Origin of the sequence: Cellulosimicrobium sp. RS (assembly GCF_046159675.1) — a bacterium.
GTDB classification, from domain to species: Bacteria; Actinomycetota; Actinomycetes; order Actinomycetales; family Cellulomonadaceae; genus Cellulosimicrobium; species Cellulosimicrobium funkei.
This window is the reverse complement of the sequence record NZ_JBJXVU010000003.1, coordinates 245,495-269,851: the sequence shown is the minus strand read 5'-3', so window position 1 is coordinate 269,851 and position 24,357 is coordinate 245,495. Positions and strand designations below refer to the sequence as shown.

The 24,357-nt window shown below is 74.1% G+C and carries 25 protein-coding genes; 6 read left to right on the top strand and 19 right to left on the bottom strand.

The features are described from left to right. Positions 1-102: 102 nt before the first annotated feature. The 12 genes from ACI769_RS06820 to ACI769_RS06765 all read right to left on the bottom strand — a co-directional run bounded on the left by ACI769_RS06820 (position 103) and on the right by ACI769_RS06765 (position 11,536). Positions 103-591 carry a hypothetical protein gene (locus ACI769_RS06820; RefSeq protein ID WP_021482434.1) on the bottom strand — a complete coding sequence of 163 codons (489 nt, stop codon included), beginning with the start codon at positions 589-591 and terminating at the stop codon, positions 103-105. Positions 592-622: 31 nt separating this feature from the next. Continuing rightward, positions 623-985 (bottom strand): response regulator, encoded by a 363-nt coding sequence (locus ACI769_RS06815; RefSeq protein ID WP_043658110.1) that lies wholly within the window; start codon positions 983-985, stop codon positions 623-625. Next, complete coding sequence (locus ACI769_RS06810) at positions 982-1,452, bottom strand: chemotaxis protein CheX (RefSeq protein ID WP_021482436.1); 471 nt, start codon at positions 1,450-1,452, stop codon at positions 982-984. The genes ACI769_RS06815 and ACI769_RS06810 overlap by 4 nt, the downstream gene beginning before the upstream one ends. Next, complete coding sequence (locus ACI769_RS06805) at positions 1,449-1,832, bottom strand: response regulator (RefSeq protein ID WP_021482437.1); 384 nt, start codon at positions 1,830-1,832, stop codon at positions 1,449-1,451. The genes ACI769_RS06810 and ACI769_RS06805 overlap by 4 nt, the downstream gene beginning before the upstream one ends. Continuing rightward, positions 1,829-2,641: a protein-glutamate O-methyltransferase CheR gene (locus ACI769_RS06800; protein WP_043658116.1), complete on the bottom strand. Its 813-nt coding sequence runs from the start codon at positions 2,639-2,641 to the stop codon at positions 1,829-1,831. Before ACI769_RS06800 ends, ACI769_RS06805 begins: the two co-directional genes overlap by 4 nt. Beyond that, on the bottom strand, positions 2,638-3,690 hold the full coding sequence (locus tag ACI769_RS06795; protein ID WP_085388483.1) for a chemotaxis response regulator protein-glutamate methylesterase: 1,053 nt from the start codon (positions 3,688-3,690) through the stop codon (positions 2,638-2,640). The genes ACI769_RS06800 and ACI769_RS06795 overlap by 4 nt, the downstream gene beginning before the upstream one ends. Before the next feature lie 63 nt (positions 3,691-3,753). Then, positions 3,754-5,361: a methyl-accepting chemotaxis protein gene (locus ACI769_RS06790; protein WP_171467502.1), complete on the bottom strand. Its 1,608-nt coding sequence runs from the start codon at positions 5,359-5,361 to the stop codon at positions 3,754-3,756. Positions 5,362-5,417: 56 nt separating this feature from the next. Next, positions 5,418-7,031 carry a methyl-accepting chemotaxis protein gene (locus tag ACI769_RS06785; protein ID WP_171467501.1) on the bottom strand — a complete coding sequence of 538 codons (1,614 nt, stop codon included), beginning with the start codon at positions 7,029-7,031 and terminating at the stop codon, positions 5,418-5,420. A gap of 55 nt (positions 7,032-7,086) precedes the next feature. Then, entirely contained in the window at positions 7,087-7,500 is a 414-nt protein-coding gene (locus ACI769_RS06780; RefSeq protein ID WP_137279636.1) for a chemotaxis protein CheW, read from the bottom strand. Then, positions 7,497-9,830 (bottom strand): chemotaxis protein CheA, encoded by a 2,334-nt coding sequence (locus ACI769_RS06775; RefSeq protein ID WP_409141429.1) that lies wholly within the window; start codon positions 9,828-9,830, stop codon positions 7,497-7,499. The genes ACI769_RS06780 and ACI769_RS06775 overlap by 4 nt, the downstream gene beginning before the upstream one ends. Before the next feature lie 181 nt (positions 9,831-10,011). Beyond that, a complete protein-coding gene (locus tag ACI769_RS06770) occupies positions 10,012-10,227 on the bottom strand; it encodes a hypothetical protein (RefSeq protein WP_043653789.1) in 216 nt (71 codons plus the stop codon). A 52-nt stretch (positions 10,228-10,279) separates the two neighbouring features. Then, the gene (locus ACI769_RS06765; RefSeq protein ID WP_171467500.1) at positions 10,280-11,536 is read right to left on the bottom strand and encodes a hypothetical protein; all 1,257 of its coding nucleotides are present in this window, start codon (positions 11,534-11,536) and stop codon (positions 10,280-10,282) included. Between the two features lie 162 nt (positions 11,537-11,698). Between ACI769_RS06765 and ACI769_RS06760 the strand changes: the two genes are divergently transcribed. After that, entirely contained in the window at positions 11,699-12,769 is a 1,071-nt protein-coding gene (locus tag ACI769_RS06760; RefSeq protein ID WP_043653783.1) for a hypothetical protein, read from the top strand. Positions 12,770-12,791: 22 nt separating this feature from the next. Here ACI769_RS06760 and ACI769_RS06755 read toward each other — a convergent pair whose 3' ends face one another. Then, complete coding sequence (locus ACI769_RS06755; RefSeq protein ID WP_085388488.1) at positions 12,792-14,288, bottom strand: XRE family transcriptional regulator; 1,497 nt, start codon at positions 14,286-14,288, stop codon at positions 12,792-12,794. Positions 14,289-14,404: 116 nt separating this feature from the next. On the opposite strand from ACI769_RS06755, the gene ACI769_RS06750 reads away from it, so the two are divergent. Continuing rightward, positions 14,405-16,345, top strand: a complete 1,941-nt coding sequence (locus tag ACI769_RS06750) for a phosphoenolpyruvate carboxykinase (GTP) (RefSeq protein WP_409141399.1) — start codon at positions 14,405-14,407, stop codon at positions 16,343-16,345. 39 nt (positions 16,346-16,384) lie between these two features. Next, positions 16,385-17,050 carry a bifunctional 2-polyprenyl-6-hydroxyphenol methylase/3-demethylubiquinol 3-O-methyltransferase UbiG gene (locus ACI769_RS06745; RefSeq protein WP_081599927.1) on the top strand — a complete coding sequence of 222 codons (666 nt, stop codon included), beginning with the start codon at positions 16,385-16,387 and terminating at the stop codon, positions 17,048-17,050. Here the strand turns inward: ACI769_RS06745 and trpS are convergent. Then, the gene (trpS, locus tag ACI769_RS06740) at positions 17,044-18,177 is read right to left on the bottom strand and encodes a tryptophan--tRNA ligase (RefSeq protein WP_409141398.1); all 1,134 of its coding nucleotides are present in this window, start codon (positions 18,175-18,177) and stop codon (positions 17,044-17,046) included. The two genes, ACI769_RS06745 and trpS, sit on opposite strands and share 7 nt — an antisense overlap. A gap of 208 nt (positions 18,178-18,385) precedes the next feature. On the opposite strand from trpS, the gene ACI769_RS06735 reads away from it, so the two are divergent. Beyond that, positions 18,386-19,258: an SMP-30/gluconolactonase/LRE family protein gene (locus ACI769_RS06735; RefSeq protein WP_409141397.1), complete on the top strand. Its 873-nt coding sequence runs from the start codon at positions 18,386-18,388 to the stop codon at positions 19,256-19,258. Between the two features lie 15 nt (positions 19,259-19,273). On the opposite strand, the gene ACI769_RS06730 is transcribed toward ACI769_RS06735, so the two are convergent. Both ACI769_RS06730 and ACI769_RS06725 read right to left on the bottom strand, forming a co-directional pair. After that, positions 19,274-20,128 (bottom strand): fumarylacetoacetate hydrolase family protein, encoded by an 855-nt coding sequence (locus ACI769_RS06730; RefSeq protein WP_255180579.1) that lies wholly within the window; start codon positions 20,126-20,128, stop codon positions 19,274-19,276. A 38-nt stretch (positions 20,129-20,166) separates the two neighbouring features. Next, the gene (locus ACI769_RS06725; protein ID WP_108048980.1) at positions 20,167-21,171 is read right to left on the bottom strand and encodes a C-terminal binding protein; all 1,005 of its coding nucleotides are present in this window, start codon (positions 21,169-21,171) and stop codon (positions 20,167-20,169) included. A gap of 70 nt (positions 21,172-21,241) precedes the next feature. On the opposite strand from ACI769_RS06725, the gene ACI769_RS06720 reads away from it, so the two are divergent. Both ACI769_RS06720 and ACI769_RS06715 read left to right on the top strand, forming a co-directional pair. After that, entirely contained in the window at positions 21,242-22,054 is an 813-nt protein-coding gene (locus ACI769_RS06720; RefSeq protein WP_085388493.1) for an SDR family NAD(P)-dependent oxidoreductase, read from the top strand. Positions 22,055-22,106: 52 nt separating this feature from the next. Next, positions 22,107-22,439, top strand: a complete 333-nt coding sequence (locus ACI769_RS06715) for a nuclear transport factor 2 family protein (RefSeq protein ID WP_021482951.1) — start codon at positions 22,107-22,109, stop codon at positions 22,437-22,439. A gap of 9 nt (positions 22,440-22,448) precedes the next feature. Here the strand turns inward: ACI769_RS06715 and ACI769_RS06710 are convergent, their stop codons facing one another. From ACI769_RS06710 to ACI769_RS06700, 3 genes are all read right to left on the bottom strand, one after another. Beyond that, positions 22,449-22,955 carry a hypothetical protein gene (locus ACI769_RS06710; protein WP_409141396.1) on the bottom strand — a complete coding sequence of 169 codons (507 nt, stop codon included), beginning with the start codon at positions 22,953-22,955 and terminating at the stop codon, positions 22,449-22,451. Next, on the bottom strand, positions 22,952-23,512 hold the full coding sequence (locus ACI769_RS06705) for a signal peptidase I (protein ID WP_409141395.1): 561 nt from the start codon (positions 23,510-23,512) through the stop codon (positions 22,952-22,954). The genes ACI769_RS06710 and ACI769_RS06705 overlap by 4 nt, the downstream gene beginning before the upstream one ends. Positions 23,513-23,599: 87 nt before the next feature. Continuing rightward, complete coding sequence (locus ACI769_RS06700; protein WP_051028004.1) at positions 23,600-24,142, bottom strand: DUF4232 domain-containing protein; 543 nt, start codon at positions 24,140-24,142, stop codon at positions 23,600-23,602. Positions 24,143-24,357: the final 215 nt, after the last annotated feature.

Sequence of the window (24,357 nt, the reverse complement as noted above, 5' to 3'; positions counted from 1 at the left end):
GCGGGCACCGGGGACGAGCATCGGGCCGGGGGACGACGAGAGGCCGGGCCCGGGGCGTGCGCCCCCGGCCCGGCCTCCGCACGGGTCTCGGTCCCGTCGCCGTCAGGCGAGGACCACCGTCAATGCCCCGCCGCCGTAGCCGGCGATCTCGATCTCCGCGTCGAGCCGGCGACCGGTGCTGCGCAGGAACGACACGGGCGCGCCGGGCAGCGGCCCGCGCGTCGAGTCGAACACCTCCGCGAGCTTGAGGTGCGGCGCGTCCTCCGCGTTGAAGAGGGCGGCGGTGACGTTGAGGACCTCGGACAGGTTCTCGAGCAGGACGTCGCTCAGCGTGCCCTCGGCCGCCGCGTCCTGGGCGGGACCGGGCGGCACGAGGCCGATCGAGGCGCCGAGGTGGGCACCGAGCGGGACGTCGACGGCGACGACCGCCTCGACCTGCGCCCGGTGGCTGACGTAGGTCGCGGCGATGACGCCCGGCCTCGTCTCGGGCGTCAGGAGCGCGCTCGCGCGCACGGCCGTGCACCCGCGGCCGACCAGTCCCGCGTACAGGTCGCGGATCTCCTTGAGCTCGGGCAGGGGGGTCGTGGTCACAGGGGGCTCCTCCGGGGGGACGTGCGTCGGGTCAACGGACGTGGGGACGCAGGACGTCCTCGAACGTGTCCGCGTCGAACGGCTTGGCGATGAGGAACAGGGCGCCCTCGGCGTCCGCGAGCTCGCGCATCTGCGGCGAGCCCTCCGACGTGACGAACCCGAACGGCACGCTCGACCCCGCGGTGCGCAGCGCGCGCAGGACGTCGATGCCGTTCATCTCCGGCATGTTCCAGTCGGACAGCACGAGGTCCGGCTGCTCCGCCAGGGTGAGGGCGAGCGCCTCGGCGCCGTCTCCCGCCTGCAGGATCTCCCAGTCCTTGAACCCCGCCTGGCGCAGGGTCCGGACGACGATCTGCCGCATCACGCGGCTGTCGTCCGCGACGACGACTCTCACAGCTGTTCTCCGTCCTTCGAGGTCCACAACGAGATGACGAGGGGTTCGCCGCGCCACAGCAGCGCCTGCGCGTGGTCGGCCGCTCGCGCGACCGCCGGGCCCGTGGTGTCGACCACGGGCAGGGTGAGCGAGGAGCCGCCGTCGAGCATGCCCTTGAGGTTCCCGCCGACGACGTTGGCGACCTCGCCGAGCGCGTCGCGCACGTCGTCAAGGCCCACGGTCTCGTCGTCGTCCAGCTGGAGGAGCGCGCGCGCGATCCGGTCCGCGGTCGGGCGGGCGGTCACGACGAGCGTGCGCCACGAGGTCGGGCCGACGATGTCGACCCACGCGTGCACGGGGTCGGGGATCGGCGCCCCGAGGGCGTCGACGGGCTCGAGCAGGCCCGGCTCGCCGTCGACCATGGCGGCGAAGAGGTCCTGGGCGATGGGCAGGACGCTCTGGGTGAGCGTGTCCCGGGTGTCGATCATGCGAGCTCCTTGGTCGGCAGGAGCCCGAGCATGTCGAGCTTGCCCATGAGTGCGTCCGGCGTGAACGGCTTGATGAGGTACTCGTGGGCACCCGCGGCGAGCGCGCGCACGATGCGCGACTGCTCGGACTCCGTGGTGATCATCATGAGCGTGAGGTCGCGCCACTCGCGGCGCGCGCGGACGGCCTGCACGAACTGCAGCCCGTCCATCACCGGCATGTTCCAGTCGACGCACGCGAGGTCGAAGCGCTCGCCCGCCTCGAGCAGGTCGAGCGCCTGGCGTCCGTCACCCGCCTCGGCGGTCTCGAAGCCGAGATCCCTCAGCGTCGTGGCGACGATGCGGCGCATCACGCGGGCGTCGTCGATGATCAGCGCTCTCATGCGCTGCCTCCTCGGAGTCGGTAGATGGAGCCCTGCGTGACGTCGACCCGTTCCCACGCGGGATCGACGCCGACGGTGGTCTCGGCGGCCCCCAGCAGGAGGAAGCCGCCCGGTCGCACCCGGCTGCGGAGCCGGGCGAGGATCGACTGCTTGGTCGGCATGTCGAAGTAGATGAGCACGTTGCGCAGGAAGACGATGTCGAACATCCGCGGCCCGGGCGGCGCCGTGAGGAGGTTGTGCTGCTGGAACGTGAGGTTCTCCCGCAGCGCCGGGTCGACCTCCCACTCGGCGCCCACGCGCCGGAAGTTGCGCACGAGCATGGGCGCGGGCAGGCCGCGGTTGATCTCGAGCTGGCTGTACCGGCCCGTCCGGGCCCGCTCGACGACCTGCGCGTTGATGTCCGTCGCGAGGATCCGGTAGCTCCGCACCCGCTCCTCGCGCAGGACCATCGCGATGCTGTACGGCTCCTGGCCGGTCGAGCACGCCGCGGACCAGATGCTGAGGTCCGCGCCCGCGAGCTCCGGCAGGATCGCCCGGCGCAGGGCGGTGAACGGCGAGGTGTCGCGGAACCAGGACGTCTCGTTGGTCGTCATGGCCTCGACGACGCGCACGGTCTCCGTCGGGGAGCCGCCCCGCAGGTAGCGGCGGACGTAGCTGTCGACGGCGTCGGGACCCTGCAGGCCCTTCTCGCGCGCGAGCGGCCCGAGCCGGGCCTCGACGAGGTACTCCTTGCCCGGCGCGAGCTGGATCGCGCTGTGCTTGCGGACCAGGTCGCTCACGTAGGCGAACGACTGGGTCGAGACGGTCATGCGTGCGCTCCTTCGGCCGCACCGACGATGGCGCGGGCGACCTGGTCGAGGGGAAGGACCGCGTGGGCGTGCCCCGCGGTCGTGACGGCACCCGGCATGCCCCAGACGACCGAGCTCTGCTCGTCCTGGGCGAGCACGTGGCCGCCGGCGCGGGCGATCTCGCCCGCACCGTCGCGGCCGTCGGAGCCCATCCCCGTGAGGACGACGGCGAGCAGGTCGCCACCGAGCGTGCGGACCGCGGAGCGGAACAGGACGTCGACGGCGGGGCGTGTGAAGTTGACGGGGGGCCCGTCCGTGACGAGGGTCGTCAGGCCCGTGCCCTGGCGGCCGAGCTCGAGGTGCCGGCCGCCCGGCGCCAGGTAGGCGTGACCGGGACGGAGCACCTCGCCGCCGGCGGCCTCGACCACGGTCGTGGGTCCCGCGCGGTCCAGGCGCTCGGCCAGCTGCCGCGTGAACACCGGCGGCATGTGCTGGACCACGAGCATCGGGACGGGCAGCGGCGTGGTCAGGGACGACAGCACGGTCCGCAGCGCCTCCGGCCCGCCCGTGGAGGAGCCGACGACGACCGCGCGCACGGGTCGGGCCGGGGCGGGACGCCGGACCACGGCCGTCGCCCCGCCGGACCGCGCCGTCGGGGCGGCGGGCGCGCGCGGGACGAGCGCCTTGATCTTCGGCGTGAGCTCCAGGCCGACGCGCTCGAGCGCCGTCTGGACCGACCCGCTCCCGCTCGGCTTGGTGACGTAGTCCGTGGCTCCGGCCGTCAGGGCGTCGAGCGTCGCGGACGCCCCGCGCTCGGTGAGCGTCGAGAACATCACGACGGGCATGCGCCGGCCGGCCGCGCGGAGCGCCCGGACCGTCTCGATGCCGTCCATGACGGGCATCTCGATGTCGAGCGTGACGACGTCGGGATCGAGCTGCTCGACCTTCGCGAGGGCGAGGCGGCCGTCGGCCGCCGTGCCGACGACGGTGATCTCGGGGTCCCGGTCGAGCGTCTGCGCGACGAGGCGACGGATCACGACGGAGTCGTCGACGACGAGCACGCGGATCACGGTCGGCCTCCTCGGGCGCGGCGCGCGCCGGCCGCGCGGGGTGTGGGCGTCATGGTCGGCGTCTCAGAGCCGGAACCGGGAGACCTGGGCGTCGAGCTGCTCCGAGACGTGGGCGAGCTCGCCGACGGCGACGTTGAGCTGCTCCATCGACCGCGCGCTCTCCCGCGCGCCGGCGGCGATGCCGGTGATGTTGCCCGCGATCTCGCTCGACCCCGTCGCCGCCTCCTGCACCCCCCGCGACATCTCGTTCGTCGTCGCCGTCTGCTCCTCCACCGCCGACGCGATCGTCAGCTGGTAGTCGTTGATCCGCCCGATGATGTCCGCGATCTCCCCGATCGCCTCCACCGCCCCCACCGTGTCCCCCTGGATCGCCTCCACCCGACGCGCGATGTCCTCCGTCGCCTTCGCCGTCTCCTGCGCCAGCTCCTTCACCTCGCTGGCCACCACCGCGAACCCCTTGCCCGCCTCACCCGCACGAGCCGCCTCGATCGTCGCGTTCAACGCCAACAAGTTCGTCTGCTCCGCGATCGACGTGATCACCTTGATCACGTCACCGATCTCCTGCGACGACGTCCCCAGCTTCTGCACCGTCTCGTTCGTCGCCGCAGCCCGCTCCGTGGCCTTGTTCGCCACCTTCGCCGCCTCGTTCGAGTTCTGCGCGATCTCCCGGATCGAAGCCCCCATCTCCTCCGCACCCGCAGCCACCGTCTGCACGTTCTGCGACACCTGCTCCGCCGCCGACGCCACCACACCCGACTGCGCCGCCGTCTCGTCCGACGACGCCGAGAACTGCGCACCCGCCGCAGACAGCTGCTCCGTCGCCGCAGCCACCGCCTCCGACGTCCCCGCCACCTCCGCGATGATCCCCCGCAAGTTCTCCTGCGCACTCGTCAACGCCGCAGCCATCTGCCCCAGCTCGTCACGACCCACCACCTCGGCCCGCACGGTGAGGTCGCCGTCGCCCAGCGCGGTCAGGCTCCTCGACACGGCCCGGATCCGCAGGGCGATCCCGCGCGCCACGACGTAGGACAGCGCGGTCGCCGCGAGGGCGCCGAGCACCGCGACGAGGATCGTGGCGAGCAGCGCCCGCGCCGCGAGCGTGTCCGTCTCCTCGGCGAGCACCGCCGCCTCCTCGCCCTGCGACGCCGTCTCGACCTGCATCGCGTCCATGACGCCCGTGGTGAGGGGGCGGACGGTGCCGTCGAAGTACGCGGCGAAGCCCGCGGTGTCGCCCGCGTCCGCGAGCGGGAAGAGCTCGCCCTCGGCCGCCGCGTAGTACGCGTCCAGGGCGGCGACGAGCGCGTCGACGTCGCTCTGGCTCACCGCGTTCGGGCGGTACGCCTCGATCTGGGCGTCCAGGTCGACCTTGCGCTCCACCAGCTCGTCGAGGAGGCTCGCCCGGGTCTCCGCGTCCGCGATCCCGTACTGGATGACGCGGGCGCGGTCGCCCTGGAAGGCGCGCTGGATCTCCGTGAGCTGCTGCAGCGGCGTGACGTTGCTGCGGTACATCTCGTCGGCGTCCGAGCGCAGCTGGCGCATCGAGACGAGCGCGACGGCCGTGATGACGGCGGTCACCACCACCATCACGAGGACCGACGTGAGGATCTTGACGAGGACGGGGCGGTCCCCCCACAGGCGTCGGGGCGCGTCCTGCTGCTGGTTCGTGGTCATCGTGGTCGTCTCTCTGCGTGGGTGCGTGGGTGCGTGGGTGTCAGGGGGTCAGCAGGTCAGTAGGTGAACCGGGAGGCGCGGCCGCGCAGCTCGGCGGCCATGCGCGCGAGCTCGGCGATCGACCCGTTCATCTGCTCGACGGCCTGGGCCGTCGACGAGGCGCCGGCGGCGATGCCGGTGATGTTGCCCGCGATCTCGCTCGACCCCGTCGCCGCCTCCTGCACCCCCCGCGACATCTCGTTCGTCGTCGCCGTCTGCTCCTCCACCGCCGACGCGATCGTCAGCTGGTAGTCGTTGATCCGCCCGATGATGTCCGCGATCTCCCCGATCGCCTCCACCGCCCCCACCGTGTCCCCCTGGATCGCCTCCACCCGACGCGCGATGTCCTCCGTCGCCTTCGCCGTCTCCTGCGCCAGCTCCTTCACCTCGCTGGCCACCACCGCGAACCCCTTGCCCGCCTCACCCGCACGAGCCGCCTCGATCGTCGCGTTCAACGCCAACAAGTTCGTCTGCTCCGCGATCGACGTGATCACCTTGATCACGTCACCGATCTCCTGCGACGACGTCCCCAGCTTCTGCACCGTCTCGTTCGTCGCCGCAGCCCGCTCCGTGGCCTTGTTCGCCACCTTCGCCGCCTCGTTCGAGTTCTGCGCGATCTCCCGGATCGAAGCCCCCATCTCCTCCGCACCCGCAGCCACCGTCTGCACGTTCTGCGACACCTGCTCCGCCGCCGACGCCACCACACCCGACTGCGCCGCCGTCTCGTCCGACGACGCCGAGAACTGCGCACCCGCCGCAGACAGCTGCTCCGTCGCCGCAGCCACCGCCTCCGACGTCCCCGCCACCTCCGCGATGATCCCCCGCAAGTTCTCCTGCGCACTCGTCAACGCCGCAGCCATCTGCCCCAGCTCGTCACGACCCACCACCTCGGCCCGCACCGTCAGGTCACCGGAGGCGAGCGCGCCGAGCGCGTGCTGGACCGTGCCCGCGGACCGACGGATGCGGTTGGCGACCCGCACGCCCACGAGGACCGCGAGGAGGAGCCCGACGACCGCGACGACGATCATGAGGAGGAAGGCGCGCGCGGCCTTCGCCGCCGCGTCGTCCGCGACCGTGTCGAGGTAGGCGTAGACCGCGTCACCGGACGCCGACAGCGAGGCGCGGTACGTCGCGATGATCTCGTCGTTGGCCGCCTGGATCTCGGGCGTCACGGCCTTCGCCTCGACCGCCGGCATGAGCGTCGCGTCGCGGAAGGCGAGCCACTCGGCCCAGCTCGCCTTGAACGCGGTCCAGTTCGGCTCCTCCACCCCGTCGGCGGCGAGCACCGCGTCGATCAGGCCGATCTGCTCCTCGACGCGGGCGTCCGTCGCCGCCATCTGCTCCACGGTCTGCTCGCGAGCCTCGCCCTCGACGATGTCGTACTGGTAGGTGAGCCGCCACGCCTCCTGCGTGTCGTGGTCCACCTCCGCGTTGCTGCGCAGGAGCGAGCTCGCCACGCCCGCGACCGACGCCGTGTCGTCGGACGTCGACCGCAGGCTCTGCAGCGCGAAGGCCACGACGAGGACGAGCACGACGGCGAGCACGCCGAGCGCGGTGAGGATCTTCGTGCGGACGGAGAAGTCGGCGAAGCGACGCCGGCGCGTGGGCCGGGGGGTCTCGAGCGTGGACATCGGTGGCTCCTGGGGGGACGAGGGTCGAGAAGAGGGAAGGGCGAGCCCGGCGGGCTCAGGACGCCGCGGCGTCGACGTCGAGCGCGAGCAGCAGCCGGTCGGGGAGCTTGTACGCGCCGCGGATCACGGCACGCAGCTCCTCGGGGAGCGTCTGGGGCGGCGTCTCGAACTGGTCGGCGTCGACCTCGAGCACGTCGCCGATCGTGTCGACGAGCAGGCTCACGGTCTCGTCGCCGACGAAGACGACGACCATCATCTGGTCCGCGTCGTGGGCCGTCATGCCGAGGCGACGCCGCAGGTCGACGGAGAGCACGACCTGCCCGCGGAGGTTGACGAGGCCCCCGACGTCGTCGGGCGCGAGCGGAACGCGTGTCCGGGCGCGGCCCGGCAGGACCTCCTGGACGCGGTCGACGGGGATCCCGCAGAGCCGGTCGGCCAGCGTGAACGTCACGAGCTGCTGCGTGGTCATCGGGCACCTGCCAGCGACAGGTCGTTCTCGGCCGTCGCGTCGTCGAAGGGGTCGAGGTCGTCGTAGAAGCCGGGGTCCGCCGCCTGGACGGCGCTGCGGACGTCGAGCAGCTCCGTCACGCGGTCCTTGAGCACGGTCGACCCCGTGAGCCCGTGGCCGTCGATGTCGCTGCGCCGGCGCGCGTCGTCCTCGACGATGTCGAAGATCTCCGTGACCGCCATCGCGATGCTGCGCCCCGCGCGGGTGTACACGACGATGTCGAGCTCGTCCGCGGGCGGGCCGCCGGCGGCGCCCAGGAGCTGGTCGAGCCGCACGAGCGGCAGCAGCGCGCCGCGGTACTGGAGCACCTCGCGCGAGCCGACCTGCTCGATCGTGTCGGAGCGGATGCGTTCGAGCCGCGTCACCGCGGAGAGCGGGATCGCCACACGGCGGTCCCCCGCCCCGACGACGAGCATCTGCTCGACGGTCGCGGCGCTCTCCGTCGTGTCCTGCGCGTACGCGCGGGCCAGGTCCGCGGCGTCGGACGTGAGCACCTTGCGGGCGATCGCCTGGAGGTCGAGGATGAGCGCCACCCCGCCGTCGCCGAGCACCGTCGCCCCGGAGTACATGCCGATCTGCTTGAGCCGGTTCGCGAGCGCCTTGACGACGATCTCCTCCATGTTGAGGACGCGGTCGACGATCACGCCGAAGCGCTGGTCGTCCGCCTCGACGACCGCGATGACGCGACCCTCGGAGTCCGGGTCGAGCCCGAGCACCTCGGAGAGCGACAGCAGCGGGAGCAGCGTGCCCCGCAGCCGGAAGACGGGGGCGGTGCCGACGTGCTCGATCTCGCCGTGCTGGTCGCCGAGGGCGACGAGCTCGAGGAGGCTGACCTGCGGGATCGCGTAGACCGCGCCGCAGCACATCACCGTGAGGGCGGGCATGATCGCGAGCGTCAGCGGGATCCGCATGCGCCACGTCGTCCCGGTCCCGACCGTCGACTCGACGTCGACCGAGCCGCCGATGGCCTCGATGTTCGTGCGGACGACGTCCATCCCGACGCCGCGCCCGGACACGTTCGTGACCTTCGCCGCCGTCGAGAAGCCGGGCAGGAACAGCAGGTCGAGCAGCTCGGACGGGGCCATCGCGGCGACGTCGCCCGCCGTCCGCAGCCCCTTGGCCACGGCGGTGCGGCCGACCTTCTCGGGGTCGATGCCCGCGCCGTCGTCCGTGATCTCCACGACGACCTGGCCGTTCGAGTGGTACGCGCGCAGCGTCACGAGCCCCTGGGGCCGCTTGCCGGCGCGGCGCCGGTCCTCGGGCGCCTCGATCCCGTGGTCGACGGCGTTGCGCACCAGGTGCGTCAGCGGGTCCTTGACCGCCTCGAGCAGGGAGCGGTCGAGCTCGGTGTCGCCGCCCGTCATCTCGATCCGGACGTCGCGACCCAGCATCTTCGCGAGGTCGCGCACGACGCGCGGCATCTTGGACCACACGTGCTCGATCGGCTGCATGCGCGTCTTCATGACGCCCTCCTGCAGCTCGGACGCGATGAGGCTGAGGCGCTGCGCGGACCGCTTGGTCTCCTGGTCCTCGCCGGCGCCGGCGATCCGGTCGATCTGGTTGCGCACCAGCACGAGCTCGCCGACCTGCCGCATGAGCGTGTCGAGGAGGTCGACGTCCACCCGGATCGAGCCGTCCGCGGCGTTGCGGGTGTGCGGCTCGGGCTCGGGTGCCGGCTCGGGCGCGGGCGCCGGTCCGACGGCGGGTGCGGGCGCCGGCTCGGCAGCGAGCACCGGGGCGGTCCGGGGCGTGGGAGCCGGCTCGGGTGCGGGAGCCGGCTCGGGTGCGGTGCCCGCCGCGGGCGTGGGCTCCGGCTCGGGAGCGGTCTCGGGGTCGGTCTCGGGCGCGGTGCCGGCCGCGGCGTCGGGCGAGGCACCGTCCGCGACGGCGGGCGCGACGTCCGGCTCCGGCGCCGCCGTGCCGTCCTGGACCGCGACGATGCGCGCGACCATCGGGTCGACGTCGAGGTCGTCCCCGGCACCGGACTCGACCTTCGCGAGGATGGCGCGCAGCGTGTCGACGAGCGCGAGCAGCACGTCCGCCGTCGGCTGGTCCATCGCCCGCTCGCCGTCGCGCAGCTCCGACAGGAGCGACTCGCCCACGTGGGACACGCGCTCGAGGTTGCCGAACCCGAGGAAGCCGCTCGTGCCCTTGATGGTGTGCACGGTGCGGAAGATGCTGCTCAGCAGCGCGCGCGACGACGGGTCGCTCTCGAGCGCCACGAGGTCCTGGTCGAGCTGGTCGAGGTTCTCGTAGGACTCGACCAGGAACTCGTGGACGATCTCGTCCATCTCGTCCACGTCCGTACCTCCCCGCCATGTCTGGCGTGTGTCTGTCTCGTCGCCGGTGTCCGGCGTGCGGCCCGGGTACCCCCGCGGGTGCCCGGGTGGCCGACCCGTTCGGCACGGGCGGTCACGGCGTACTCTCGGTACGCGCTGCCGCCTCGTGGGGTGCGGGTCGTCCGGGGTCGTGTCAGGCGGTGGCCTTCTGCGCGGCGCGGTTCACGAGTCCCGCGGCCTCCGGGCGCGTCATGCCCTGCAGGACGAGCTCCTCGACCAGCGAGGCGATGAGCTCGTGGACGTCGCGCGGGTTGAGCGGCGAGCCGGACCGGCGCCGGGCGAGCTCCTTGTTCAGCGGGGCGCAGCGTTCGGCGATGGTCGTGCGCGGGCGTGCCGGGACGGCGGCCATGGGGTCTCCTCTCGGTGCCTCGCGGGCGAGGCGCGTCGGTGGTCGTGAGGTCCTATGCGACGAGCGAGCGCTTCTGGCCACCCGTGCGGGCCGCGGCCACCAGGTCCGCCAGCGCGCGGCGCACGGCGAGCGGCGTCGCGCCCAGCGGGGCGCCGGGCAGCGCCGCGGCCGCCGTCAGGGCGGCGAGGTAGCGCGCCGCGTCGCGCGTCGTCTCGCCGGTCCCGCGGTCGGGGTCCCACGCGGAGCGCGCCTCGTGCTCGTGCTCGAGGAAGACGGCGGTGAGCTCCGCGACCCAGGCCGCGTCCACGCCGCAGCCCGCGACGGCCTGCTTGACGGCGACGCGGGTGCGGGAGACGGCGGGCCGGCCGGGGCGCGCGCGGTCGGCGAGCGCGTCGCGGACGAGCAGGTCCGCGATCCGCGCGCCGTACTCGTGGTCGGCGAGGGTCGAGAGCCGGTCGCGGTCGAACGCGGCCCAGAGGCGGCCGAGCAGGACCGCGCGGCGCTCGTCGGTGGTGGCGAGCAGCCCGACGACGGACCGCAGCGCGAGGTTCTCGTCCTCCTCGACCCACCCGAGCATCCGGGCGCGCACGTCCGGGTCGAGCGGGCGGTCGAGCTCGGGCAGGTCGAACGCCTCGCGGATCGCGCCCGCGTCGATCTGCGTGCGGAGCACGCCGCGCTGCCGCGCGGCCGCGCTCACGTGCGTCTCGTAGAGCTGCTCGAGCTGCGCGGAGCGCCCCGCGTCGACGACGTCGGTCGCGGGGTCGGGGACGACCGGCAGCTCGTGCAGGAGGCCCGCGAGCCGGCCCTCGTCGTCGACCGTGCCCTCCAGCAGGTCGGTCGACACGATCTGCCCCACCCGGCGCGCGCTGCGCACGGTGCGCAGGAGCGTGCGGTGCATGAGCGTGTAGTCGCCGAGCGCCTGGCGGATGGAGCCGGCCGCGCTCGCGCCGTCGGCGAACACCTCGAGGTCGAAGAACTTGGTGCCGTTGCGTCCCGTCGAGTCGCCGGTCGCGCCGTCGGCGCTCGGGAGGTCGAGGAGCTTGCGGGTGTAGAAGTCGACGGCCGCCTCGACCATGTCGTCGTGCAGGAACCGCGCGACGTCGTGCCGGTGGCAGTACCGCAGCGTCTCGGACGGGATGATCCCGGTCCGGAAAACGGCCTCGAAGACCGCCATGCGGGCCTCCCGCTCGGGGAGCGCGCCGGCGCGCACGCGCAGCGCGAGGTCGGTCGTGAGGCGGTCGAGCTCGTCGCTCGCGCGGTCGTGGGTGCGGGGGGCGGGGACGTCGGTGGTGACGGTCGAGGTGTGCATGACGAGGGTGTGTGCGGCGCCCGCGCGAAAATCGGCCGCTCGCAGCCCCGCAGCGTTGTGACGTCCGTCACACCATGGCGGGCGGCGCGCGAGGTGGCCCGCGCAGGTTGGCGCGCGCCCCCGCCGCATAGGCGTGGAGACCACCACGACGAGAGGACCCCTGTGGAGCACAGACGCCGGACGTTCGACGCCGGACCGGGAGCGGGCCTCCTGCTCCCCTCGTCCGCGATCGAGACGGTGGCCCGCCTGCACCGCTGGCAGGCGTTCGCCGGCCTGGCCGACGGCGAGGTGCTGCTCTCGCCCCTGTCCGCGTCACCGCTCCCCCTGCCGTGGACCGTGCCCGCGGGCCGGCGGCGGTGGGCCACCGTGCGCCCCGAGGCGATGTGGCACCCGCTCCTGTGGCTGCCCGAGCGCCTGAGCACGCCGCGGGTCCTGCGCGACCCGGTGACGGGCGAGACGTGGGGCGAGACGTACGACGAGTGGGCGCTGCGCGTCGTGCTCGAGCTCACGGAGGCGGGCCCGGTGACGCTCGACGGGCAGGAGTGGGTCCTGCTGCACGACCCGGCGCACGACCGGTTCGTGCGCCCCGCCGGGCCGGAGGACCACGACCTCGTCCCGCTGTTCGACGTGACGACCGGGACGTGGCTCGACGTGCTGTCGACCGTGGGGCTCGACGTCGACGACCCGGCGGACGTCGCCCGGGTCGAGGCGTGGCTCGCCGGCGCGGCCGACGCCGCGCTCGACGCGGTGGACCTCGACCGGCACCTGCAGGCCGAGGGGCGCGACCCGGCGTGGTCGCTCGACCGGGTGCACCGGCCCCTCGCCGGGCCGGGCGAGTCCCGGACCTACGTCGAGGACCTGCGCGACGCGTCGTCGGCGCTCGTGGCGCGCGAGCTCGGCGAGCGCGCCGCCCGCCTGGGGCGCGGCCGGGCGACCGCGCGCGAGCTCGGCCGGCAGGTCGGCACGCTCGCGCGCATCGCGTCGACGCTGCTCTCCCCGCGCGAGCTCGTCGCCGAGGACCTCGGGCTCGCGCTGTCGCTCGTGACCGCGAGCGCCGAGCGGGCGACGACGAGGCGGGCCGCGCTCGACGCCGTCGCGGACCTGCGCATGGTGCTCGGCCCGGTCGCGCAGGCGGCGGCCGTCGGGCTCGACCGCGTCGCGCTGCGGTCGGAGATCGAGACGACGCAGGTGCACCGGCAGGTCGCGGCGCTCTCGGGCCGGCCGGTCGCCTGAGGCGCGCTCGCCCGGCGCCCCGTCAGGCGTCCCGCGGGGCGTGCTTCGCGAGGAACGCGTAGACCTCCGTCGCGTCGACGCCGGGGAACGCGCCGCTCGGGAGCGCGGAGAGCACGTGCTGGTGCATGCGCGCGCTGGGCCACGACGCGTCCTCCCAGCGCGCGGCCGCGTCCGCGGCCGGGCGGCGGCAGCACGACTCGTCCGGGCACGACGACTGCCGCCGCACCGTCGTGTCCCGGCCGCGGAACCACTTCGCCGAGGCGAACGGCACCCCGACGGCGATGGAGAACTGGCCGGACGTCGTCGTGCCGGTCTGCGTGGAGCACCAGAACGTGCCCGCGGGCGTGTCGGTGTACTGGTACGACTCCTGCGCGCGGTCGCGGCGCGTGAACGCCTCGCGGGCGGCCCACTTGCGGCACACCATCTGGCCCTCGATCGAGCCCGTGACGTCGGCGGGCAGGGGCAGGCCGTCGTTCTCGTAGCCCCGGAACAGCGCGCCGTCGTCGCCGACGCGCAGGAAGTGCAGCGGGATGCCGAGGTGCACGGTCGCGAGGTTCGTGAAGCGTTGCGCGGCGGCCTCGTGGGTGACGCCGAACGCGTCGCGCAGGTCCTCCACGGCGAGGTCCTTCTCGCGCTTGCGGCGCTCCAGGAAGTCGACGGCCGCGCTCTGCGGGATGAGGCAGCACGCGGCGAAGTACGTGATCTCGACGCGCTGGCGCAGGAACTCCGCGTACGAGCGCGGCCGCTCGTGCCCGAGCACGCGGTGCGCGATGGCCTGGAGCGCGAGCGAGCGCAGCCCGTGGCCGCCGGGGATCGACGCGGGCGGCAGGTAGATGCGCCCGTTCTCCAGGTCGGTGACGGTGCGCGTCGAGTGCGGCAGGTCGTCGACGTGCCAGATGGTGAAGCCGAGCTGCTCGGCCATGCGCGCGACGGTGCGGTGGGTGAGCGCGCCGACCGTGTAGCCGGCCTTGCGCGTCATCTCCTCGGCGAGCGCCTCGATCTCCGGGTAGTAGTTGTCGCGCGCCTGGCGCTCGAGGCGCAGCTCGGTGTTGGCGCGGCGCGCCTCCTCGGGGGTCGCGACGGCCTCGGTCGCGCGGCGCTGGAGCTCGGCGTGCAGGCCCACGAGGTTCTCGAGCACCGGCAGGGGCAGCTTCTGGCTCGCCTTCACGGCGGGCAGCCCGAGGCCCGCGAACAGGGGGCCGCGCTGGGCGCGGTCGAGCGCGATCTCCAGCGCGGCGCGGCGCGACGGCGGCTCGTCCGTGAGCAGGTCCGTGACCGGCACGTCGAGCGCCTGGGCGAGCTGCTGGAGGAGCGACAGCCGCGGCTCGCGGCGCCCGTTCTCGATCATCGACAGCAGGCTGGGCGCGGTGCCCACGGCCTCGCCGAGCGCATCGAGGGTGAGGCCGCGCGCCGTGCGGAAGTGCCGCACGCGCCGGCCGAGCGTGATGAGGTCCGCCTGGGCCGCGGGCTGAGCCTCGGGACGGTCCCCGGGGCGGCTGGACGACGTCGTGCTGGCCATGTCTTGACAGTACGTCAAGATCGACCGATCTTCACAGCACTCTGAGGCGAAATCCACGCCGGTTCGGCGTGAGGCTGGAGATACAGCACCGCCCACCCGCCGAGCGAGGAGAACCCATGACCACCGCCGCAGGCCCCCGCCAGACCCGCCGTACCCGCCAGGCCGCGCTGCTCGACGACGTCGAGACCGACCTCGCCGGGCTGTCGACGGACCGGTCGCCGGGGCAGCGAGGCGGCTCGGCCGACCCTCGTCCGCGCGACGCGCGCGCCTGGGTGCGGGAGATCGCGACCCTCACCGAGCCGGACGCGATCGTCTGGTGCGACGGCTCCGCGGCGGAGAAGCAGCGCCTGACCGACCTCCTCGTGGACGCCGGGACGCTCCTGCCCCTCGACCCGGAGCTGCGCCCCGGGAGCTACCTCGCGCGCTCCGACCCGAGCGACGTGGCGCGCGTCGAGTCGCGCACGTTCATCTGCTCGCGCGAGGAGGTCGACGCCGGCCCGACCAACAACTGGCGCGAGCCGGAGGCCATGCGCGCCGAGCTCCGCGGCGTGTTCGAGGGCTCGATGCGCGGCCGCACGATGTACGTCGTGCCGTTCTCGATGGGCCCGGTGGGCGGCCCCATCTCCCAGGTCGGCATCCAGGTCACCGACTCGCCGTACGTCGTCGTCAGCATGGGGATCATGACGCGCGTCGGGACGGCCGTCATGGACCTCATCGACGCCGGTGCCGCGTTCGTGCCCGCCGTGCACTCGGTGGGCGCGCCGCTCGTCGACGACACCGGGGCGGTCTCCGAGGACGTGCCGTGGCCGTGCAACGACACGAAGTACATCGTCCACTTCCCCGAGACGCGCGAGATCTGGTCGTACGGCTCCGGGTACGGCGGCAACGCCCTCCTCGGCAAGAAGTGCTTCGCGCTGCGCATCGCGTCCGCGATGGCGCGCGACGAGGGCTGGCTCGCCGAGCACATGCTGCTCATCCGCGCGACGTCGCCCGAGGGCCGGGCCTACCACCTCGCCGCGGCCTTCCCGTCCGCGTGCGGCAAGACCAACCTCGCGATGCTGCGACCGACGATCCCCGGCTGGACCGTCGAGACCATCGGCGACGACATCGCGTGGCTGCGCCCCGGCCCCGACGGCCGCCTGCGCGCGATCAACCCCGAGGCCGGCTTCTTCGGCGTCGCGCCCGGCACCGGCGTCGAGACCAACCCCGCCGCCGTCGAGACGTTCGCCCGCGACACGATCTTCACGAACGTCGCGCTCACCGACGACGGCGACGTCTGGTGGGAGGGCCTGACCCCCGAGCCGCCCGCGCACCTGATCGACTGGACCGGCCAGGACTGGACGCCCGACGCCGGCCGCCCCGCCGCGCACCCCAACTCGCGGTTCACCGTCTCCGCGGCGCAGTGCCCGACCATCGCCGACTCCTGGGAGGACCCCGACGGCGTCCCGATCGACGCGATCGTGTTCGGCGGGCGCCGCGCGACCAACGTCCCGCTCGTCGCGCAGGCGTACGGCTGGGAGCACGGCGTCTTCATGGGCGCCACCATCTCCTCCGAGCAGACCGCCGCCGCCGAGGGCACCGTCGGCGCGCTGCGCCGCGACCCGTTCGCGATGCTGCCCTTCTGCGGCTACAACATGGCCGACCACTGGGCGCACTGGCTCCGCGTCGGCGCCTCCCTCGACCCCGAGAAGCGCCCCAAGATCTTCCAGGTCAACTGGTTCCGCAAGGACGCCGACGGCCGGTTCCTCTGGCCCGGGTTCGGCGAGAACGCGCGCGTCGTCGCATGGATCGCGGCACAGGTCGACCGCTCGCGCGGCGTCCGGACCGACAGCGGCGCCGTGAAGAGCCCCGTCGGCCTGCTCCCCGCGCCCGGCGCGCTCGAGCTCGGCGGCCTCGACCTGGACGACGCCGACCTCGACGCCCTGTTCGACGTCTCGCCCGAGCAGTGGCTCGCCGAGGCCGAGCTGACCGCCGAGTTCTTCGACACCTTCGGCAACCGCGTGCCCGACGAGCTCTGGGCGCAGCTCGCGCGGCTGCGGGACCGGCTGGGCGCGTGACCGCGTGCGCCCGGGCCGGGCGCGGCTAGTGTCGGTCGCATGGTCGAACGACGCCCTTGGCAGTCCGAGGCCGACCTGCTGGGCAGGGCGGACGCCGCCCACCCGACGGCCTGGTTCGAGCAGCTCTGGGCGTCCGCGGCGAGCGGCACCGTGACGACACCGTGGGAGCACGACGACCCGCACCCCGCGCTGGCGGAGCGGGTCGTCGCCGCGCCGGACGGGGAGCACCGCACGGCGGTCGTCGTCGGGTGCGGGCTCGGCGCCGACGCGGAGCACCTGTCCCGGCTCGGCTACGTCACGACCGCGTTCGACGTCGCGCCGTCCGCGGTCGCCGCTGCGCGCGACCGTCGCCCCGGGTCAGCGGTGACGTACGCCGTCGGCGACCTGCTCGACCTGCCCGCTGCGTGGCGCCGAGCCTTCGACCTGGTCGTCGAGGTCTTCACGGTCCAGGCCGTGCACCGGGTCGTCCGCGCCGAGCTCACCGCCGGCGTGCGCTCCCTCGTCGCGCCGGGCGGCACGCTCCTCGTGATCCAGGCCGTCGCCGACGAGCCCGACGACGACGGGCCGCCCTGGCCCCTCACCCGAGCCGAGATCGACGCGTTCGGCCAGGACGGGCTCGTCGCCGTCTCGGTCGAGCGGCTGGACCGGTCCGCGCCGGGCGGGCGCGGGCTGTGGCGCGCGGAGCTCCGCCGGGCGGATCAGTAGGCGGTTCCCATGAGCTCGCGGACCTCGGCGAGGGTGCGCTCCGCGGTCGCGTTCGCGCGGGCGTTGCCCTCGCGCAGCACGTCGAGCGGGTCGGGCCCGTCCCCCGCGGCGAGGGCACGACGGCGCGCCCGCAGGGGACGCAGATGCTCGACGAGCGCGTCGGTCACCACCTGCTTGAGGCGGCCCGCCCCGGCGGCACCGACCTCGTCGGCGAGGGCCTCGGGCGTCGTCCCGGCGGCGAACGCACCCAGCGTGAGGAGGTTCGCGACCTCGGGCCGGCGCTCGGGCTCGTACGTGACGTGCCGCTCGGAGTCGGTGCGGTGGCGGCGGACGAAGCGCGCGGTGGCGTCCTCGTCGTCGCGCAGCTCGAGCGCGTTGCCCGCGGACTTGCTCATCTTGCGCCCGTCGGTGCCGAGCACGGTGGGCGCGGGGGCGAGCAGGACGTCGGGCTCGGGGAAGTAGGGCTGCGCGGCGGCGTAGCGCTGGTTGAAGCGTCGCGCGACGGTGCGCGTGAGCTCGACGTGCGGGAGCTGGTCCTGCCCGCCGGGCACGAGGTTGCCGTGGCAGAACAGGATGTCGGCCGCCTGGTGCACCGGGTAGGTGAACAGCAGGCCGCTCATGGGACGGCCCTGCCGTGCGGCGGCCGCGACGGCCTCGGCCTTGACGGTCGGGTTCCGCTCGATCTCGGCGGTCGTGACGAGGCTGAGGAACGGCAGCAGGAGCTGGTTGAGCGCCGGGACCGCGGAGTGGGCGAAGACCGTCGTGCGGGCGGGGTCGATCCCGGCCGCGAGGTAGTCGAGGACGACCTCCCGCACGGTGGCGCGCAGGTCCCCGGCGTCGTCGCGGTCGGTGATGACCTGGTAGTCGGCGACGACGAGCACGACCTCGACGCCGTCGTCCTGCAGCCGGACGCGGTTCGCGAGGGTGCCGAGGTAGTGCCCGAGGTGCAGCGCGCCCGTCGGGCGGTCGCCGGTGAGGACGCGGAAGCCGGACGGGTCGGTCGCGAGCCGGGCCTCGATCTGCGCGGACCGCTCGCGGGCCGCCGCGACGGACGCGGTCGACGCCGACAGCCCGGACGGCGTCGCGGACGAGAGGGCCGACGGCGCGGGGTCGAGGGTCGTGGTCATGGTGCTCTCCTTCGGTGGGGAGCCACGCACCACGCCCGGTCGAGGACCGGACCGGCCCGGACATGACGACGTCCCGGCTGCGGCGCGCAGCTCGGGACGTGGGCAGGACTGGTCACGGCTGCGGAGGCAGCCACCACCAGCTCTGCGTGATCATGCGTCCACCCTACGCCCGCCGCGCGGGCCGACGGCCCTCGGCGAGAATGGTCGGATGCCTGAGATCTCCGTCGAGAACGTCACCGGTCCCGTCGCCTACCACGCGGAGGGTCCGGTGTGGTGGCCGGGCTGGGGCGGCCTGCGGTACGTGGACATGCTCGCGGGCGACCTCCTGACGCTGCGGCCCGACGGCGGCGTCGACCGCCTCCACGTGGGCGACCACGCGGCCGTGGTGCGGCCGCGGACCGGGGGCGGGTTCGTCGTCGGGCTCGCGCGGTCGGTCGCGGTGGCGGACGGCGACGGCGCCCCGGTCCGCACGCTCGCGACGCTCGTCGACGACCCGACGGTCCGCCTCAACGAGGGGGCGGCGGCGCCCGACGGCGCGTTCTACGTGGGCGGCCAGGCCGAGGGCGAGCGGCCGAGCGCGCTGTACCGGGTGGAGGCCGACGGGTCCTCGCGCGTCGTGCTCGACGGCGTCGAGGTGTCGAACGGGCTCGGGTTCTCGCCGGACGGGTCGCGGGCCTACTACGTCGACTCGGCGACGCGGCGGATCGACGTGCTCGACGTCGTCCCCGCCGCGGAGGACCCGCGCGGGCTCGTGCGGCGCCGCCCGTTCGTGGAGATCGACGCCGACGACGGCCTCCCGGACGGCCTCACGGTCGACTCCGAGGGCGGCGTCTGGGTCGCGCTGTGGGGCGGCGGCGCGGTCCGGCGCTACTCCCCCGACGGCGCGCTCGACGCCGTCGTCCCGCTCCCGGTGTCGCAGGTGAGCGCGTGCACGTTCGGCGGCGACGACCTCGACCGGCTGTTCGTCACGACGTCGCGCCAGGGGCTGGACGACCCCGACGCGGACGAGGCCGCGTCGGGGTCGCTGTTCGTGGCGGACCCGGGGGTCCGGGGGCTGCCGGCCCTGCCGTTCGCGGGCTGAGGAGCCGCGCGAGGCTCAGCGGACGGCGTCGCGCACGCGCTGCTCCGCGCGGCCCAGGCCGTCGATCTCGAGCGTGACGACGTCGCCCGCGCGCAGGTAGGGGAAGCGCCCGGACAGGGCGACGCCCTGCGGGGTGCCGGTGTTGATGAGGTCGCCCGGCTCGAGGACCATGTACTGCGACAGGTGGTGCACGAGGTACGCGACGTCGAAGATCATGTCGGCCGTCGTCGAGTCCTGGCGGGGCTCGCCGTTCACCCAGGACCGGAGCCAGAGGTTCTGGACGTCCACCTCGTCGGCGGGGACGAGCCACGGGCCGAGCGGGTTGAACGTCTCGCAGCTCTTGCCCTTCGACCACTGACCGCCGGAGACCTTCATCTGGTAGTCGCGCTCGGAGACGTCGTGGGACAGGACGTAGCCCGCGACGTGCTCGAGCGCCTCCTCCGGGGACGACAGGTAGCGCGCCCGGCGGCCGATCACGACGCCGAGCTCGACCTCCCAGTCGACCGTCGTCGCCCCGGGCGGCACGAGCACGTCGTCGTGCGGGCCGACGACCGTGTTCGAGTGCTTCCAGAAGACGATCGGGACGTCGGGCGGCGTCGAGCCGGACTCGGCGGCGTGCTCCGCGTAGTTCATCCCGATGCAGACGACGGCCGTCGGCCGGGCGACGGGCGCGCCGACGCGCAGCTCGTCCGCGCCGTCGAGCACGGGCAGCGCGCCCGCGGCGAGCGCCGCGCGGACCCGGCCGACGCCGTCGGCCGCGAGGAACGCGCCGTCGATGTCGCGGGTGAGCGGGTCGAGGGAGTACACGACCCCGTCCTCGCGGACGGCGGGACGCTCCTGGCCGAGGGGGCCGAGTCGGACGAGCTGCACGGGTGGGTCTCCTAGGTCGGGGCGGGTGGCGCGGGTCCTCAGGCGAGGGCGCGCGCGTGGTCCGGGTTGACGATCGACGGCACGGGGCGGCCCGCGAGGAAGTCGACGGCGTTGCGCGCGGTGTGCACGGGGAGGTCCTGCATGGCCTCGGGCGAGAACCACGCGGCGTGCGGGGTGAGCAGCACGTTGTCCAGGGTGCGCAGGCGCGAGTCGGCGGGCAGCGGCTCGGTCGCGTAGACGTCGAGCGCGGCCGAGCCCACGTGGCCGGACGCGAGCGCGTCGGCGAGCGCGTCCTCGTCGATGAGCGGCCCGCGGCACGTGTTGACGACCCGCACGCCCGGCTTCGCGGCGGCGAGCGTGCGGGCGTCGAGCAGGTGGCGCGTCGACTCGGTGAGCGGTGCGTGCAGCGTGATGACGTCGGCGCGCGCGACGGCCTCGTCGATCCCCACGGCCTCGTGCCCGTCGGAAGCCACGGCCTGCGGGTCGACGAACGGGTCGTGCACGAGCACGCGGTAGCCGAGCGCGCGGGCGGAGCGCGCGACCTCGGAGCCGATCCGCCCGTACCCGATGACGGCGACGACGGTGCTGGACAGGCGCGCGGCGTGCTGCGCCGTCGGGGCCCACGTGCCGGCGCGCAGCGCGCGGTCGTAGGCGACGAGGCCGCGGTCGAGCGTGAGGATCATCGCGACCGTGTGGCTCGCGACCTCCTCGATGCAGTAGGTCGGGGTGTTCGCGACGGCGACGCCGCGCTCGGTGGCGGCCGCGACGTCGACCATGTCGTAGCCGATGCCCATGCGCGAGACCATGCGCACCCCGCCCGGCCCGGCGACGGCGTCGAGCACGCGGGCCGTGATGGGGGCCCACTGCACGACGAGCGCAGAGGGCGCGGACCCGCTCGCGGCAGCCTCCTCGACGGCGGCGATCACCTCGTCCTCGGTGCGCGCGGCGGCGCGCACGGCCCGCAGCCCGGCGGCGGTCAGGGTGTCCTCGCACGCGGTCCCGGGCAGGTCGCAGTCGGTGATGACGACGGTGTCGGCTGTCATGCGAGGAATGCTATAGCAAATAGCACCCTCGACCAACCCTCGGACCGGTCGGATGCTATAGCGTGGGCTCATGACCCTTGCCCCGGACGGCGCCCGCCGCCGCCTCGCCCTCGTCACCGGCGCCAGCTCCGGCATCGGTGCCGCCACCGCCCTCCAGCTCGCGCGCGACGGGCACGACGTCTGGCTCACGTACACCGGCGGCGAGGCCGGTGCGCGCGCCACCGCGGCCCGCTGCGAGGAGGAGGGCGCCGCGACCCGCGTCTCGCGCCTCGACCTGCGCGACACCGCGTCCGTCGAGGCGCTCGTCGCCGAGGTCACGGACGCCTGGGGACGCCTCGACGTGCTCGTCAACAACGGCGGCGTGTGCCCCTACCGCGCGCTCGACGACATCGAGCTCGACGAGTGGGACCTCGTCATGGAGACCAACGCGCGCGGCACGTTCGTGCTGTCGCGCGCCGCTCTCCCCCTGCTGCGCGCAGGCCGTCCGTCGCCCGCCGGGGCCACGGTCACGCCCGACGAGCGGACCGCGCGCGACCGCGCGATCGTCAACCTCTCGTCCATCGCGGGCGAGCAGGGCGCGCTCAAGACCGGCGTGCACTACGCCGCGAGCAAGGCCGCGATCCTCGCGATCACGCGCTCCTTCGCGCGCATCCTCGCGAGCGAGGGCATCCGCGTGAACGCCGTGACCCCCGGCCCCGTGACGAGCGCCATCACCGACCAGCTCGCCCCCGACGCGCGTGCCGGCCTCACCGCGTCCATCCCCCTCGGGGACTTCGGCACGCCCGACGACGTCGCCTGGGTCGTCGCGTCCCTCGCCTCCCCGCGCGCCGGGTTCGTCACCGGCGCGACGTACGACGTCAACGGCGGCGTCCGGATCGACTGACGCCCCGCCCGCCCGCCGCACACCGCGCCCACCCCTGCCCGAGGAGGCACCCATGAGCACGTCCCCGTCCGCCGTCGTCACCGCCCAGGTCGACGCCTTCAACGTCCGCGACCTCGACGGCTTCTGCGCGACCTACGCGCCCGACGCCGTCGTGAGCGGCGTGACTCCCGAGCCGATCGTCGGCCGCGACGCCCTGCGCGCGTTCTACGCGAGCCGGTTCGAGGACACCGCGCTGCACTGCGTCATCGACGCGTCCGTGACGTTCGGCGACCGCTGGCTCGTCGCGCGCGAGCTCGTCACGACGTCGAACGGCACCGGCGAGACCATCGCGACGTTCGAGGTCCGCGACGGCCTCATCACCCGCGCGAGCATGGTCAAGGGCTGACGCCCCGGCCTAGGCGCCGACGGTGAACTGCCCCTGGAACGGTGAGGAGTGCCACTCGTGGGTGGTGAAGGTGACCAGCGGCGCATCCCACGAGTCGACGACGCCGTTGTACATGCGCACGGTGCCCTCGGCCCACGGCCACGACCGCGTCGTGCCGGTGACGCGCGAGAGGTCGACCGTGATGCGCGCGGAGGTCCCCTCCGCGCCCTGGTAGCCGTCGACGTCGACGGTGAACACCATCCCCCCGTTGAGGACGTCCCCGTCCGGGCCGGGGTCGCCCCACTCGTGGACGACGCTGACCGCCGACACCTCGCAGCTCCCGACCACCTCGCGCGAAGCGTCGCTGACGATCTCGCAGCTGTTCCCGGTCGACCAGTCGCGTGCGGTGGCCGTCGCGGAGAACGTGGCGCCGTCCGTCCAGGAGGCCGTCGTGGCGGGAGCGGTCACCTGCACGAGGAGCAGGCACACCAGGAGGGTGGCGGCGGCGCTCGCGAGCCGTCGGAGGGTCCGGGTCACGGCTCGCTCCCCGAGGGCTGAGGGCTGGGGCGCCGGTCGCGTGCGCGTTCGTGTCCGGTGCGCGAGGCGGGCATCCGGCTGAGCGCGAGGAGCGCGGCCAGGGCGACGAGCAGCGGCACGGCCGTGCTCGGGCGGGTCAGGCGGGTGATGAAGTCCCCGCCGCCGGGAACCCGCCACCGCGGGCTGAGGACGGTGTCGTCGGTGACGACGTAGGCGCCGCCGTCCTCGGTGTCGTTCGCGTCGCCCTGCATCCGGACGTGCCAGGTGCCGTCGTCCTGCGGGGCGATGTCGACCACGCGATGGGTGACCAGCACCCCGGTGGCCGGGTTCGGCAGGGACACGACGTCGCCGACCTCGACCTGCTCCACCGGCACGGGGGTGTCCAGGAGCAGGTCGCCGGTCATGATCGCCGGTTCCATCGAGCCTGACACCACGACGAGAGGCTGGACCAGGCCTGCCTGGCCGGCCGCCCACAGGGCGCCGCAGAGCACGCCGATCACGGCCAGCGTCCACACCAGGACGTCAGCGAGGGCTTTCAGCGCGCGCAAAAGGACCATCACCTCCAAACCACGGGGGACCGAGCGCGACGGCTGGGCAGATCCCGAGCCTCCCCAGCCGTCGCGCCCAGCGCAGGCGACCGACGCCTACGCCTGGCTGACGCCGGTGAACGACACCGTCAGGGCACCAGCCGCACCCTGGTACGACGGGTCCCAGTCCTCCGGGGTCGTGATCGTCAGGGTCGCGGTCGCGGTCTCCGCCGGGGACAACAGCACGTCGTCCGGCACGCTCACCGTCGCGCTGGCCGGATCGGACCCCTCGAACAGGGATCCGGTGGCGCTGACCTCTGCCTGCCCGCCGAGGCTGAGGTCGACCGACCCGGAGTTCTTGAGATGCAGCGTCACCTGCCGCGTCTCCCCCTGGTTCATGCGAGCGAACGCCGCCTCGTCGATCGCGACGGCCACCCCGTCGCCGACGGTGTCGGCGTCGACCCACGACGTGCCGTCGGTGCTCGCCTGCAGCTCGACCTGGGCGGCCCCGGCGCTGCCGGTGAACCACGCCTGGTCGGTCCACGAGGCGCTCGTCACCGCGGCTCCGATACCCAGGACTGCGACTGCGGCGAGCCCGAAGCGCAGGTAGGTCTTGCGATCGCGGCGCTCGGTCTCGACGGCGGTCTCGATGTTGGACACAGTGTGCTCCTCTCCCACATGAGCGCCCTGTCGGGCGGGACGGTCGCGTGCGTCATGCGGGAGCGTTCAGCGCTGGACGCCTCGCCGGGCACGGGCACAGGTGGACCGGGCACCGGTTGTGGCGCCCTCGCCCCGCGATGTCGTCACGCCGGGCCCTGGTGGCCCTGGCTGCGGTCGTGGCACCTTCGCCCAGCGGTATCCGCACGCCGGAACAG